The organism is Methylorubrum subtropicum (assembly GCF_038442325.1).
GTDB lineage: Bacteria > Pseudomonadota > Alphaproteobacteria > Rhizobiales > Beijerinckiaceae > Methylobacterium > Methylobacterium subtropicum.
Genome location: NZ_JBBXMW010000007.1, coordinates 219,400 through 232,613 on the forward strand (window position 1 = coordinate 219,400; position 13,214 = coordinate 232,613).

A 13,214-nucleotide genomic window follows, 5' to 3' on the forward strand; every position below is an offset into this window, starting at 1 on the left:
TCCAGGGATCGCGCGCTCCACTGGAGCCCTCCTTCGAGGGCGCCGCTTCGCGTCGCCGCCTCAGGATGAGGGGGGAGGGTTGGAGGGGCGATGCATCCGGCATATTTCCCTTATATAGGAAAATTAGCGCAATTATATACGTGACAAAGCAAGAATGAGGGTGTAAGTCCTATCTATCGAACGGACCCGCCCGCCATGTCGCTCAACCAGCCCCGCTTCACTGATGAGACCGCCGCCCGCGAGTGGCTTGAGGCACAGCGTTGGCCCACGGGTCGGACCTGCCCTCACTGCGGCAACGCCGATCAGGCCAAGATCAGGGCTCTAGCCGGCAAGTCTCACCGCCCCGGCGTCTATCAGTGCAACGAGTGCCGTGAGCAGTTCACGGTCACGGTCGGCACGGTGATGGAGCGTTCCAAAATCCCGCTGACCAAGTGGGTGATGGGCCTTCACCTGATGGCCGCGAGCAAGAAAGGCGTCCCGGCCCACCAGCTTCACCGTATGCTCGGCATCACCTACAAGACGGCATGGTTCATGTCCCACCGTTTGCGTGAGGCTATGCGCCCGCTTCCCGGCTCTCAGGAGCCCATGGGCGGCGCTGGCAAGGTCGTAGAGGCTGACGAGACCTACATCGGCAAGGTCGAAGAGGCGCAGCCGTCCAAGTCCCGCAAGGGCCGTCCCCACCTCAAGACCGGCGGCGGTTACGACAAGTGCGCCGTCGTCTCCCTGGTCGAGCGCGGCGGCACTGTCCGTTCCTTCCATCCCGCGACCGCGACCAAGGCCAACGTGCAGGAGATCGTGAAGGCGAACATCTCCAAGGACAGCCGCTTCATGACCGATGAGAGCCGCCTTTACACGGGCCTCTCAGCGCATTTCGTGGAGCATTCCACGGTCAAGCATTCGGCTGGCGAGTACGTTCGCCTGACCGACCGCGAAGTCCACTCCAACACGGTCGAAAACTACTTCTCGGTCTTCAAGCGTGGCATGCGTGGCATCTATCAGCACTGCGCTGAGAAGCACCTGCACCGCTACCTCGCGGAGTTCGATTTCCGTTACAACACCCGCACGAAGCTCGGCTTTTCGGATTACGAGCGTTCCTGCAAGCTTGCGGCTGGCATCGCTGGCAAGCGCCTCACCTATCGGCGGACTGACGAGGCCGGTCGATACCTACATGGCTGAGAGGCATCGCCTTAGGTTGTTGAAGCGAAAAGATTAGCGCTGCGGTATGCAACGGCTGGGCATTTGTCCGCGCGACTTTGCTAGTAGTTGAGTCCCAAACCTGCTGAATTCATGCTTAGCTGCGGCGAGGTCGTCGGAGCCGCGCCATCGGTTTTGGCTTCCTCTAGCGTGTTATTGCCGGAGCCACCAATGGAGCCTCTGATGCCTCAACCCCTGTCTCGCGTGATGCCCGGTGCTAGTATCGTCATGTGCAATGCTGGGGATCGCCCTCTTCGGCACAATTCCGAACTTGGACTGCTTGCAATGGAAGCGATTATATCATGGTCAAATGTCGAACGCTTTATGCTCGATACATATATTCATATGTTGGGCGGTCCAAGCGAACCGGCCGCTGTTGCGTATCTAGCGCTAGAAGCGCAAAACGCCAAAACGACAATAATCAACGCCGTTGCCAATGATGTACTTGAAGACAACTATCGTGATCTCTTAATGGCGATCATCAAGACGGCCAAGACCGGCCAAACTGGAAGGGATAAATTAGCTCATTGGACTTGGGGTTATTCGCCAGAAATCCCAGATGCATTTCTTCTCGCTAACCCAAAGCATACTTATGATGGAATTAGTGAGGAGCATATCTATGTTTATCGCGAGCGCGACTTCCAAAAAATCATTGACCATAACGATCTGGTGTGTGAATTTGGCATGAAATTTAAAAGGATGCTGAGCCAACATCCATCGAATAAAGACGATGCAATATATCTCGCGCTATGCGCGGAACCTGCCCTTCGAGAAAGGCTAAGTCGTCAGGCTTAGCATCTGCGATTTCGGCGCGCAGCAATTTTACTATAACAGAATGCGCCGTCTCTTCGGCGAGCGGGGCATTGTCATTTATTCCATATTTTTGATGTTGATGCATTAATGTCTCCTGCCCATCAGGGATTGTTCTTGGCTCGTGCGCTAACCTTCGTCGCACCCTGTTTAGATGGTCTCTCGCTCAGCAACTGCTTCGCCGCCTGCCCCATCCGCTCCCAATCGGGATCGGCTTCTAGGAGCGCCTTGTCAGCGTCGGTAAGCTGCGGCTTCTTTTTCGAATCATTGGCGGCCATCAATGTCCCCTGAGGAAGAAGTCGATCTACGATTTTACACCGCCATAGGCCGCTGCATCACAGCCTGGGCGCACGTCGAGGATGAGCTGGCCGCAATTTATATGGAAGCCATCGGCGCGCCAAACAGCGCACCAGCGTTTGCAAGCTTCTATGCCGTCCAAAGCCCGGAGGTGAAAATAAGCATTACGCATTCGGCTGTTTCGATGCGTCTTGCAAGCGGTGATGTGCTTTCTCGCTGGAAGTCTCTGTATAATCGGGCAACGAAAAGGCGAAAAACTAGAAATGCGATAGCGCACTATCAGGTCATGATTAATCCGCAGGCCAAACGCGATAAACAATACGAATTGCGCCCGATGATAAGAGATCTGAATAATATAGCTAAATACGGCCCCGATCCGCTGCGAGGATATCCTGTTTTCACGCAACATATGATTGAGGCCGCGGAGCGTAGTTTGTGGGCTCTATCGAGAGACCTCAAGATGTATGCCTATGTACTCGGTCTCTTTCTTGGACAACGCGCACGAGAGCCCGCACTAGATCAGCGTCTGGACCCGGAGCTTCTTCGCTTAAGCGCCCTGAGCGCCACAGAAATCGGACTCCCGCCCGAATGGCCTCGTCGCTCGGTTCCGCGCCTAAACGATCAGGCTTAAATTCCTCGACTTTTTCAGCGTCCGCCATAGCGAACTCACCCTGTCTGCTCAATGCCTTAGCTAAGGCATTGTAGTGGCAAGGGGAGCCAGTGTCTGCTTTCTCAGGTATATAATTAGGAAAATTAGCATTGACAGCGCGACGCTCCTGAGGTAGAGATTTCCCACGCTCAAGAAGTGTGGATGGAGACCCCGCGATGTCGCGAAGCTCCGAACCCCAGGATGAGCCGCCCAGCCCCAAGCCACGTAAGAAACCGGCGCCGACGGCCAAGCGGCTGCGGGCGAAGTTTCTTGCGCATGTGGAACGGCAGATCGACCGGTTCGACACCGCCCTCGATGCCGAGGTGACGCCGGGTGGGTTCGATTCGGCCAAGGTGCTGCGGGACCTGCGCGGCCTCAAGGCCCTGCTCGATGAATTGCGGATGGAGGAGGGGCATGGATCGGGCGGTCCGCCCCTCGACCTCGTGGCACTCCGCGCGGATCTCGCGCGACGCTATGCAGCGTTCGAGGCGCAAGAAACTAGGGCCTCGGTTCCTGGCGACCCTGCCGCTGAAGCACCTTCAGGCGCTTGACGTCGATTGGCAGCATCTGGGCCGCGAGGATCAGCTTCCCCCGCCCGGTGATTGGACCACCTGGGCGGTGATCGGCGGGCGCGGGTCCGGAAAGACTCGCACCGGCGCCGAGTGGGTGCGGGGGCTGGCCCACGGCGATCCGGCCTTCACCGACGCTGCTGTGGGGCGCATCGCGCTCATCGGCGAGACCTTTGCCGACGTGCGCGACGTGATGATCGAGGGGCCGTCGGGTCTCCTCGGCCTGCCCTCACTCGGCCACGTGCCGCCCTCGTGGCAGCCGTCGCGGCGGCGGCTGGTGTTCGACAACGGTGCGGTGGCGCTCGCCTTCTCGGCCGAAGAACCGGATTCCCTGCGCGGGCCGCAGTTCGGGGCGGCATGGTCCGACGAGGTCGCCAAGTGGCGCGAGGCGGAAGCCGCCTACGACATGATCCAGTTCGGGCTGCGGCTGGGCCGGCGTCCCCGCGGCCTCGTCACGACGACGCCGCGGCCGGTGCCGCTGATCCGGCGGCTGCTGTCCGATCCGCGCACCGCGGTGACCCGCTCGCGCACCGCCGACAACTCGGAAAACCTCGCGCCGGTCTTTCTGGACGAGGTGGTCGGCCGCTATGCCGGCACCCGGCTCGGGCGACAGGAACTCGACGGCGAGCTGATCGAGGATCGGCCGGACGCGCTCTGGACCCGTGAGGGGATCGAGCGCGCCCGTGTCGCCGCAGCACCCGTGCTGCGACGGATCGCGGTCGCGGTCGATCCGCCGGCCTCCTCGCGGGCGGGGGCCGATGCCTGCGGGATCGTCGCGGCCGGCTTGGCCGCCGACGGCACCGCCTACGTGCTCGCCGACGCGACCCTGGAACGGGCGAGCCCCGCCGCCTGGGCGCGGTCGGCGCTCGCGCTTTATCACCGGCTGGAGGCCGACGCCCTGGTGGCGGAGGTCAACCAGGGCGGCGAGATGGTCACGGCCGTCTTCGCCGAGGCCGACGCGAATGTGCCGGTTCTCCCGGTGCGGGCGACGCGGGGAAAGATGATCCGGGCCGAGCCGGTCTCGCTGCTCTACGCGCAGGGCCGCGTCCGCCATGTCGGGCCGCTGCCCGCGCTCGAGGACGAGATGTGCGATTTCGGCCCCAACGGCCTGTCCGGCGCCGGCTCGCCGGACCGGCTCGATGCGCTGGTCTGGGCGCTCACGCATCTGATGCTGGCGCCGACCTCCGAGCCGCGGGTGCGCCGACTGTGATCGCGGCCTCGGCCGCCATGGTTAATTTCACGTGAAACATTCGCTGCCCGGAGGAGACCCATGGCCGGCCTGATCGCACGCCTCGCCCGCGCCGCCGGCTACGCGCCCACGCAGAAGGCGGCCCCGGTGCTCGCCCTCTACGGCGAGGGCCGGGCGGTGTGGACGCCGCGGGACTACGCGGCGCTGGCCCGCGAGGGCTTTCAACGCAACGCCGTAGTCCATCGCGCGGTGCGGCTGGTGGCGGAGGCGGCGGCCACGCTGCCACTGACGCTGGCGGGCGCCGACGACGCGCATCCGCTGACCGCTCTGCTCGCCCGGCCGAACCCGCGCGAGGGCGGCGCCGGCTTCCTCGACCGGGTCTACGGACACCTGCTCGTCTCCGGCAACGCCTATCTCGAAGCGGCGTCCATCGACGGCGTGCCGCGCGAACTCTTCTGCCTTCGCCCCGACCGGATGCGCGTCGTAGCCGGGGGCGACGGCTGGCCGGTGGCCTACGAGTACAGCGTCGGCGGGCGCGCGGTCCGCTACGAACAGGAGGGGGCGGTGCCGCCGATCCTGCACCTGACCCTGTTCAACCCGCTCGACGACCATTACGGCCTCTCGCCGATGGAAGCGGCGGCGGTGCCGCTCGACATCCACAACGCGGCGGGTGCCTGGAACAAGGCGCTGCTCGACAACGCCGCGCGTCCCTCCGGCGCCCTGGTCTTCGCGCCTTCGTCGGGCGCTTCGCTCAGCGACACGCAGTTCACCCGCCTCAAGGCGGAGTTGGAGACGAGCTATCAGGGCGCGGGCAATGCCGGCCGGCCGCTGCTGCTGGACGGCGGGCTCGATTGGCGCCCGCTCTCGCTGTCGCCGAAGGAGATGGACTTCGTCGAGGCCAAGGCCGCCGCCGCCCGCGAGATCGCGCTGGCCTTCGGCGTGCCCCCGCTGCTGTTGGGCTTGCCCGGCGACAACACCCACGCGAACTACGCGGAAGCCAACCGCGCCTTCTACCGCCAGACGGTGATCCCGCTGGTGCGCCGCACCGCCGATTCCATCGCCCGCTGGCTGGAGCCGTCGCTCGGCCCGGCCCGGCTGGAGCCCGACCTCGACGGCATCGAGGCGCTGGCGACCGAGCGGGAATCGCTGTGGCGCCGCGTCCAGTCGGCCGACTTCTTGTCGGTGGCCGAGAAGCGCGAAGCGGTCGGCTACCCCGCACAAGTCCCGGGGTCCGGGGCCTGAGGCCCCGGCGGGATTCGGGCAGAGCCCGTCTTCTTTCATTCCTGAGGTCCTTCGATGGATGGCCATTTCACCGGCTACGCCAGCCTGTTCGGCGTGCCCGATCTCGGTCGCGACACGGTCGCGCCGGGGGCGTTCACCGCGAGTCTCGCCCGGCGCGGTCCGGGCGGGGTGCGGATGCTCTGGCAGCACGATCCGGCCGAGCCGATCGGCACCTGGCTCTCGCTCGCCGAGGATGCCCGCGGCCTTCGGGTCACGGGCCGTCTCAACCTCGCGGTCCAGCGCGCCCGCGAACTCGACGCGCTGATGCGCGAACGCGCCCTCGACGGCCTGTCGATCGGCTTTCGCGCGACCCGCGCCGTGCCGGAGCGCGGCGGGCGGCGGCTCGTCACCGTCGATCTGTGGGAGATCTCGCTCGTGACCTTCCCGCTCCAGCCCGGCGCGCGGATTTCGCACGCCTCGCAGCCGCACCTCACCCGACCGTTGCCGCGCCTGCGCCCCTTCGTGCCGGCGCGTGCCTGCGCCTGACCCCCCCTCACATTTCAACTCAAAGAGGATTGCCATGACCGAGACCCGTTTCGAGACCAAGGCGCCCGCGGGCCTGCCCGAGAACAAGGCGGTGCCGATGGGCCATGATGGGCTCGTGGAGGAGTTCGCCCGCGCCTTCGAGGCGTTCAAGGAGACCAACGACGCGCGGCTCGCCGAGATCGAGGATCGGCTGGCCTCCGACGTGGTCACCGAGGAAAAGCTCGCCCGCATCGACGCGGCGCTGGACCACGCCAAGAACCGCCTCGACCGGATCAGCCTCGACCGCGCCCGCCCGCCGCTCGGCGGCGCGGAAGCGCCCCGCGACGGCTCGGCCACCGAGCACAAGGCGGCGTTCGACCTCTATGTCCGGGCCGGCGAGAGCGGCGGCCTCAAGCGGCTGGAGGAGAAGGCGCTGTCGGCGGGCTCCGGCCCGGACGGCGGCTATCTCGTGCCCACGACCATCGAGCGCGAGGTGCTGCGGAGGCTCGCCAACATCTCGCCGATCCGCTCCATCGCCACCGTGCGCGTGGTCTCGGGCGGCCAGTACAAGCGCGCCGTGAGCGTCAACGGTCCCGCCTCCGGCTGGGTCGCCGAGACCGCGCCGCGACCGCAGACCGATTCGCCGACCCTGTCCGAGCTGACCTTCCCGGCGATGGAACTCTACGCCATGCCGGCGGCGACGCAGACGCTGCTCGACGACGCCGTGCTCGACATCGATGCGTGGCTCGCCGAGGAGGTCGAGACGGCCTTCGCCGAGCAGGAGAGCGTCGCCTTCGTCACCGGCAACGGCGTCGCCCGGCCCAAGGGCTTCCTCACCTACGACACGGTGGCCAACGCCTCCTGGGTGCCGGGCAAGCTCGGCTTCGTCGCGACCGGGGCGGCGGGCGCCTTCCCGGCCTCGAACCCGACCGACATCCTGTTCGACCTGATCTACGCGCTCCGTGCGGGCTACCGGCAGGGCGCGAACTTCGTCATGAATCGCCGGGTCCAGAGCGCGATCCGCAAGTTCAAGGATGCGGACGGCAACTACCTCTGGCAGCCGCCGCTCGCCGCCGACCGAGCCGCGACGCTGATGGGGTTCCCCGTGGTCGAGGCCGAGGCGATGCCCGACATCACCGCGGGCAGCCTGTCGATCGCCTTTGGCGACTTCCGCCGCGGCTATCTCGTGGTGGACCGCGCGGGCCTGCGCACCCTGCGCGACCCCTACTCGGCCAAGCCCTACGTGCTGTTCTACACCACGAAGCGCGTCGGCGGCGGGGTGCAGGACTTCGATGCGATCAAGCTGCTGAAGTTCAGCTGATCGCGAAACGAGAAGGGCGGACCCGCTCGCCGCGGGCCCGCCCTCTCATTGTCGAAAAGTGTGTCGCGCTCAGCGCGCCGAGCGCCGTCCCGGCCGGGCGACCCAGCGGGTCTCGCCGGCCTGGGCGACATCGGCGGGGAGCGCCTCCATCTCGGCGGCGCGGTTGGAGATCCAGCCGGTGTGCTCGGCGGTCGGCGTCACGGCGGTGAAGCCGCCGCAGGCGGTGCGGGCGCGCCGGTCCTGGCGCATGGCGCCGCTCGACCAGCTGACCACGCCGACCATCTGGCCGCCGCGCAGGATCGGGCCGCCGGAATCGCCGAGGCACGCGCCCGCGCCCGCGGTCTCGGCCATCCGCCGCGCGTCGGTGACGACGGTGACGCGGTTGGCGACCTGCAGCGAACCGATCGAGACGAGCTGCGCCGTGCGCAGGGTCCGGGCGGTGCCACGGCGGTTCTCCGCCAGCACGCCGTAGCCAGCGATGTCGACGGAATCGCCGGTGCCGATCGCGCCGCCGCGGGGATCGAGCGGGCGGAAGCCCGCGCCGACCGGGCGCTCCAGCTTCAGCATCGCGAGGTCGATGCCGGGCTGCTCCTCCGGCGTGGTACCGGGGACGAATTCGGGATGCATGGAGGCGGCGACCACGCGCAGGCGGCGCTGGCGGAAATCGGGATCGACCACGTAGACGGTGTAGCTCGCCTTGCGCATCACGCAGTGGGCGGCGGTGAGCACGAGATCCTGCGCGATCAGCGTGCCGGAGCAGATCTCGCCCTGGCTGCTCTCGACGCGCACCACAGAGGCGCGCAGGCCGGACGGATCGCGGCTGGTATGGCCTTCGACCACGGCGTGGGCCGAAAGCGGCACGAGACCGATCAGGGCTCCGAGCAGGCAGGCACGCAGGGGGCTCGAAGCCATCGCGGTTCTCCGAAGATCCGGCCGTTCCGACGCCGGACGCGCGGGAAGCGTATCCGAACGCAATTCGGCGGCCAAGGTCCGGTTCCCCGGTGTGGCCTACCGAATGATCAACTTCCGCTCATCGTCAGGCGGGATCACCACCGGGCCGCCGCGCCCCAGCCGGCGAGCGTCCGGTCGATCCAGTCGCGCTGCGGCCCGAGCAGGACGGCCTGGGTGAGGCCGCCGCAGGCATCCTTGACCCAGGCGGCGACCGCCACGACCGCGCCGCCGTCGAGGACGGGCCCGCCGGAATCGCCGTTGCAGCCGCCCGCCCCGCGGGCCTGGAGCCAGAGCAGGATGCGGCTCGGGCCGTAGGGCTCGACCACGGACAACGCCGCGCCGCGATAACGGCCGATCGAGCGCCGGTCGTTGCCCCGCGCCGCGCCGTAGCCCGCGAGCGTCAGCGACGCTCCGGCGCGTGGCATTGCCGAACTCAAGGGCGCGGGCTCGAACCGGGCCGGCAGGGCGGCGCGGGTGCGCAGGAGCGCGAGGTCGATCGAGCGGGTGCGCCCGCGGATCGCGTCGCCGTCGTAACCCGGATGCGGGGCGCGGGCGGCGACCTCGGCGAGCACGGGGCGCCCCGCCTCGTCGCGGTAGTGGATGCGGTTCTCGGACACGCCCGCCACGCAATGGCCCACGGTCAGCACCGCGTCGGGCGCCACGACGATGCCGGTGCAGACCCCGCCGCCGGAGGTCAGCACCATCACGGTGGAGCGGGCACCGGGCAGGTCCGCCCCCTCGTGCCCGCCGACGATGGCCCCGGCCGGGACGGACACGACCCAGGCGAGCGCCACGAGCGCGCACCGGAGCGGGGCGCGGCGGACGGGCGGGTGCGGCGCGGTCATCGGATCGGAAACATGGCTTTACGGAGAACGGCATGACCCCGATACGCGTGGCGGAGCTCGGCGTCGAGCCGGTCACACTGGCCGAGATGCGCGCCGTGCTGCGGCTGGGCTCCGACGAGACCGCCGAGGACGCGCTCGTGCTCGCCCTGATCGCGAGCGCCCGCGCCGCGGTCGAGGCGGCGTCCCGCCGCCTGCTGCGGCGCGCCCGCTTCCGGGTGCTGATGCTGCGCTGGCCCGCCGACGGCCTGCTGCCGCTGCCGCTGAGCCCGCTGGTCGCGGTCGAGCGGGTCGGCCTCGTCGAGTCGAACGGAGACGTGACGCCGATCACCGCGCCGGTCGGCCTCGGGCCCGACCCCTGGGATGCACCCTGCCTGACGATCGGGCGCGACCGGCCCGCCCTGGAGGACCGCACCATCCTCGTCGAGGTGATCGCGGGCTGCGGCGGCGACGGCCCGCCGGTGCCCGAGCCGCTGGCGCAGGCGGTGCGCCTGACGGTGGCCGACGGGTTCGAGAACCGCGGCGACGGCTCCGAGGCCGGCCCGCCCCGCGCGCTGCCGCTCGCGGCGGCCGGCCTCTGCGCCGCCTGCCGGCGGATGCGGCTGTAGCCGTCCGCCCCGCACCCGAGCTTTCAGGGAGACTTCTGCCATGACCCACGCGTCTCTCGGCGTGCGGCGGCGGCGCCTCGTGCTCGAACGGCCGGTGGACGAGCCCGACGGGTTCGGCGGGCAGCTGCGCCGCTTCGTCGCCGGGCCGGTCCTGTGGGGCGCGCTGGAGCCGCTGGGCTCGGGCACCGGGGGCGGGCGCTACCGGGTCCGTTTGCGCTACCGGGCCGGCATCGTCCCCGCGATGCGGCTGACCGACGGCGCCCGCCGCTTCGCCATCCGCTCCGCCGACGATCCCGACGGGGCCCGCCGCGCCCTCGTCTGCGAGGTCGAGGAAGTGATCGAGGAGGCCGCATCGTGAGCGCGACCTTGAGCCCCCTGTTGGCGCTGCGCGCCGGCATTCTCGCACGCCTCGGCGGCGACGCCGCGCTCGCGGCGCTGATGGGCGGCGTGGTCCGGCTCTACGACGAGCCGCCGCGGGGCGCGACGCCCGTCTACGCCCTGTTCGGCGACGGCGAGGTCCGCGACGATTCCGTCGAGGGCGCGCGCCGCCACCGCCATGCCCTGGCGCTCCACGTGATCGCCAAGCCCGGCTCGACCCGCACCGCCCTCGACGCCGCCGAGCGCATCGCCGCCCTCCTCGACGACGCGGCGCTGAGCCTGACCGGCCACGCCCTCGTCCTGCTGCGGCTGGGCACCCTCGCGGCCACCCGCGACGAGCGCACGGGCGAGGCCCGCGCGACCCTCACCTTCGCGGCCGTGACCGAAGTTTCGGCCGCCTGATCCCGATCCCAAAGACTGACCGGAGCCGACCATGAGCGCACAGAAGGGCAAGGACCTGCTGATCCGGGTCAAGGACGGGACGAACGGCTTCATCGCCGTCGCGGGCCTGCGCGCCCGCCAGATCGCCTTCAACGCCGAGACCGTGGATGTCACCAACGCCGATTCCGTCGGGCGCTGGCGCGAGTTGCTCGACGGGGCCGGCGTGCGCCGCGCGGCCATCGCCGGAGCGGGCGTCTTTCGCGACGAGGCCTCCGACCTGCGGCTGCGGCAGATGTTCTTCGACGGCACGATCGACCGCTTCCAGATCGTGGTGCCGGCCTTCGGCACGATCGAGGGCCTGTTCCAGATCTCCAGCCTCGAATACCGCGGCGACCACGCGGGCGAGGTGACCTACGACATGGCCCTCGATTCCGCCGGGCCGCTGACCTTCACCGCGTCCTGAGGTTCGCCATGGCCAACCGCAGACGCGGCGAGGTGCCCCTCGTCTTGGGCGCGGAGCGCTACACCCTCTGCCTGACGCTCGGGGCGCTCGCCGAACTGGAAGACGCCTTCGCGGCGGGCGACCTCGCCGGGCTCGCCGCCCGGTTCGAGGGTGGGCGCCTGAGCGCCCGCGACCTCATCGTGCTGCTCGGCGCGGCGCTCCGCGGCGGCGGCCACGCCCTCGACGACGCGGCGGTCGCCGCCCTGCCGCTGGCGGGCGGTTTTTCCGCCGTCACCGCGGCGCTCGGCGAGACGCTCGCCGCGGCCTTCGGTGAGGCCACTCCAAACCCTTGAGCCCCACGGGCGGGACGGCGCCGGCGGCGCAGGCCGCCGCCTTCCCGTGGGACGCCGTGATGGCGCTCGGCCTCTCCACCCTGCGCTGGCGCCCGCGCGACTTCTGGGCCGCCACGCCCCGCGAGATCGCCGCCGCGGCGGGCCTGAGCCCCCAAAGCGCCGGCGCGGCTTTGGGCCGGGCCGACCTCGCGCGCCTCATCGCCGCCCACCCGGATCCGGAGCCAATTCGATGAGCGAGAGCGACCGCAGCACCGCCGAGCGCGTCAGGCAGCTCGAAACCCTCGACCGGCTCGCCCAGAAATTCGGGCAGAGCCTGTCGGCGGCGTTCAACCAGAACCTCAATGCCGGGCGCCAGCTCGACGGCCTGCTCGGTACGCTCGCGACCAAGCTCGCGGGCGTGGCGGCGAAAGCCGCGCTCGATCCGCTCAAGGCCGGGGTGAAGGGCTTGGTCGAGACGCTGCTGAGTTCGAGCACCGCTTCCGCCGCCAGCCCCAAGGCCTTCGCCCGCGGCGGCGTGCTCGACGGGCTCGGGTCGGGGAGCGCCCGTGTGCGGCCGTTCGCGGCGGGCGGGGTCGTGGCCGCGCCCACCTACTTCCCGCTCGGCGGCGATCTCGGCCTCGTGGGCGAGGCCGGGCCGGAGGCGATCCTGCCGCTCCGGCGCGGCAGCGACGGCCGCCTCGGCGTCGCTGCGGGCGGGGCCGAACGCCCGGTCGCCGTCACCGTCAACATCGCGACCCCCGACATCGAGGGCTTCCGCCGCTCCGAGGCCCAGGTCGCCGCCCGCCTCGCCCGCGCGGTCGCCCGCGGCCGGCGCGCCTTGTGAAGGTTCGTTCGCATGCCCTCCGACTTCCACGAGGTGCGCTTCCCCCTCGACGTGGCCCTGCGGGGCAGCGGCGGCCCGGTGCGGCGCACCGAGATCGTCACGCTGGCCTCGGGGAGAGAACACCGCAACAGCCGCTGGGCGGATTCGCGCCGCCGCTACGATGCGGGCCTCGGCATCCGCACGCTCGACGCGCTGCACGCCGTGCTGGCCTTCTTCGAGGAGCGGCGCGGGCGCCTCTACGGCTTCCGCTACCGCGACCGGGTCGATCACCGCTCCGGCCCGCCCTCGCGGGCGGTCACCCCGACCGACCAGCGCATCGGCACCGGCGACGGCGCGACCCGCGTCTTCCCGCTCGCCAAGACCTACGGCGACGGCCCGGCGCCCTACCGCCGCACCATCGCCAAGCCGGTGGCCGGCTCGGTGCGGATCGCGGTCTCCGGCGTCGAGGTGGCGGCAGGCCGCGCCGCTTGCGATTCGGCGACCGGCCTCGTCACCTTCATCCCCGGCGCGGCCCCGCCCGCGGGCGCACCCGTCACCGCCGGCTTCGAGTTCGACGTGCCGGTCCGCTTCGACACCGACGAACTGTCCATCGATCTCGCCGCCTTCACCGCGGGCGAGGTGCCGCGGGTGCCGCTGGTCGAGATCGTGCCGTGAGACCACA

General features: G+C 69.3%; 19 protein-coding genes. 16 read left to right on the plus strand and 3 right to left on the minus strand.

Annotated features, from left to right (window positions below; genetic code table 11):
• The first annotated feature begins 195 nt into the window (after positions 1-195).
• Positions 196-1,176 (plus strand): IS1595 family transposase, encoded by a 981-nt coding sequence (locus AAHG03_RS12435; RefSeq protein WP_342150981.1) that lies wholly within the window; start codon positions 196-198, stop codon positions 1,174-1,176.
• Between the two features lie 201 nt (positions 1,177-1,377).
• Positions 1,378-1,989 carry a hypothetical protein gene (locus AAHG03_RS12440; RefSeq protein WP_342150982.1) on the plus strand — a complete coding sequence of 204 codons (612 nt, stop codon included), beginning with the start codon at positions 1,378-1,380 and terminating at the stop codon, positions 1,987-1,989.
• Between the two features lie 119 nt (positions 1,990-2,108).
• Here the strand turns inward: AAHG03_RS12440 and AAHG03_RS12445 are convergent, their stop codons facing one another.
• Complete coding sequence (locus AAHG03_RS12445) at positions 2,109-2,282, minus strand: hypothetical protein (protein ID WP_342150983.1); 174 nt, start codon at positions 2,280-2,282, stop codon at positions 2,109-2,111.
• A gap of 2 nt (positions 2,283-2,284) precedes the next feature.
• Between AAHG03_RS12445 and AAHG03_RS12450 the strand changes: the two genes are divergently transcribed.
• The 6 genes from AAHG03_RS12450 to AAHG03_RS12475 all read left to right on the plus strand — a co-directional run bounded on the left by AAHG03_RS12450 (position 2,285) and on the right by AAHG03_RS12475 (position 7,775).
• Positions 2,285-2,932: a hypothetical protein gene (locus tag AAHG03_RS12450; RefSeq protein ID WP_342150984.1), complete on the plus strand. Its 648-nt coding sequence runs from the start codon at positions 2,285-2,287 to the stop codon at positions 2,930-2,932.
• Positions 2,933-3,126: 194 nt separating this feature from the next.
• A complete protein-coding gene (locus AAHG03_RS12455; RefSeq protein WP_342150985.1) occupies positions 3,127-3,501 on the plus strand; it encodes a hypothetical protein in 375 nt (124 codons plus the stop codon).
• Positions 3,425-4,729, plus strand: coding sequence for a DNA-packaging protein (locus tag AAHG03_RS12460; protein WP_342150986.1), 1,305 nt, complete (start codon positions 3,425-3,427; stop codon positions 4,727-4,729). Before AAHG03_RS12455 ends, AAHG03_RS12460 begins: the two co-directional genes overlap by 77 nt.
• 60 nt (positions 4,730-4,789) lie before the next feature.
• Entirely contained in the window at positions 4,790-5,950 is a 1,161-nt protein-coding gene (locus AAHG03_RS12465) for a phage portal protein (RefSeq protein WP_342150987.1), read from the plus strand.
• 54 nt (positions 5,951-6,004) lie between these two features.
• Positions 6,005-6,475, plus strand: coding sequence for an HK97 family phage prohead protease (locus AAHG03_RS12470; RefSeq protein ID WP_342150988.1), 471 nt, complete (start codon positions 6,005-6,007; stop codon positions 6,473-6,475).
• Positions 6,476-6,509: 34 nt separating this feature from the next.
• Complete coding sequence (locus tag AAHG03_RS12475; protein ID WP_342150989.1) at positions 6,510-7,775, plus strand: phage major capsid protein; 1,266 nt, start codon at positions 6,510-6,512, stop codon at positions 7,773-7,775.
• Positions 7,776-7,844: 69 nt separating this feature from the next.
• Here the strand turns inward: AAHG03_RS12475 and AAHG03_RS12480 are convergent, their stop codons facing one another.
• Both AAHG03_RS12480 and AAHG03_RS12485 read right to left on the minus strand, forming a co-directional pair.
• On the minus strand, positions 7,845-8,687 hold the full coding sequence (locus tag AAHG03_RS12480; RefSeq protein ID WP_342150990.1) for a S1 family peptidase: 843 nt from the start codon (positions 8,685-8,687) through the stop codon (positions 7,845-7,847).
• 134 nt (positions 8,688-8,821) lie between these two features.
• Positions 8,822-9,571 (minus strand): trypsin-like serine protease, encoded by a 750-nt coding sequence (locus tag AAHG03_RS12485; RefSeq protein WP_342150991.1) that lies wholly within the window; start codon positions 9,569-9,571, stop codon positions 8,822-8,824.
• 32 nt (positions 9,572-9,603) lie between these two features.
• Between AAHG03_RS12485 and AAHG03_RS12490 the strand changes: the two genes are divergently transcribed.
• From AAHG03_RS12490 to AAHG03_RS12525, 8 genes are read left to right on the plus strand one after another with little or no spacing between them, the layout of a single operon-like run.
• A complete protein-coding gene (locus AAHG03_RS12490) occupies positions 9,604-10,176 on the plus strand; it encodes a head-tail connector protein (RefSeq protein WP_342150992.1) in 573 nt (190 codons plus the stop codon).
• Positions 10,177-10,216: 40 nt separating this feature from the next.
• Positions 10,217-10,534 (plus strand): head-tail adaptor protein, encoded by a 318-nt coding sequence (locus AAHG03_RS12495; RefSeq protein WP_342150993.1) that lies wholly within the window; start codon positions 10,217-10,219, stop codon positions 10,532-10,534.
• The gene (locus AAHG03_RS12500; RefSeq protein ID WP_342150994.1) at positions 10,531-10,956 is read left to right on the plus strand and encodes a DUF3168 domain-containing protein; all 426 of its coding nucleotides are present in this window, start codon (positions 10,531-10,533) and stop codon (positions 10,954-10,956) included. The genes AAHG03_RS12495 and AAHG03_RS12500 overlap by 4 nt, the downstream gene beginning before the upstream one ends.
• A gap of 31 nt (positions 10,957-10,987) precedes the next feature.
• On the plus strand, positions 10,988-11,398 hold the full coding sequence (locus tag AAHG03_RS12505) for a phage major tail protein, TP901-1 family (protein WP_342150995.1): 411 nt from the start codon (positions 10,988-10,990) through the stop codon (positions 11,396-11,398).
• Between the two features lie 8 nt (positions 11,399-11,406).
• Positions 11,407-11,730: a gene transfer agent family protein gene (locus AAHG03_RS12510; RefSeq protein ID WP_342150996.1), complete on the plus strand. Its 324-nt coding sequence runs from the start codon at positions 11,407-11,409 to the stop codon at positions 11,728-11,730.
• The gene (locus AAHG03_RS12515; protein ID WP_342150997.1) at positions 11,727-11,963 is read left to right on the plus strand and encodes a phage tail assembly chaperone; all 237 of its coding nucleotides are present in this window, start codon (positions 11,727-11,729) and stop codon (positions 11,961-11,963) included. The genes AAHG03_RS12510 and AAHG03_RS12515 overlap by 4 nt, the downstream gene beginning before the upstream one ends.
• Complete coding sequence (locus AAHG03_RS12520; RefSeq protein ID WP_342150998.1) at positions 11,960-12,553, plus strand: phage tail tape measure protein; 594 nt, start codon at positions 11,960-11,962, stop codon at positions 12,551-12,553. The genes AAHG03_RS12515 and AAHG03_RS12520 overlap by 4 nt, the downstream gene beginning before the upstream one ends.
• 12 nt (positions 12,554-12,565) lie before the next feature.
• Positions 12,566-13,207, plus strand: coding sequence for a DUF2460 domain-containing protein (locus tag AAHG03_RS12525; RefSeq protein WP_342150999.1), 642 nt, complete (start codon positions 12,566-12,568; stop codon positions 13,205-13,207).
• The last annotated feature ends 7 nt before the right edge of the window (positions 13,208-13,214 follow it).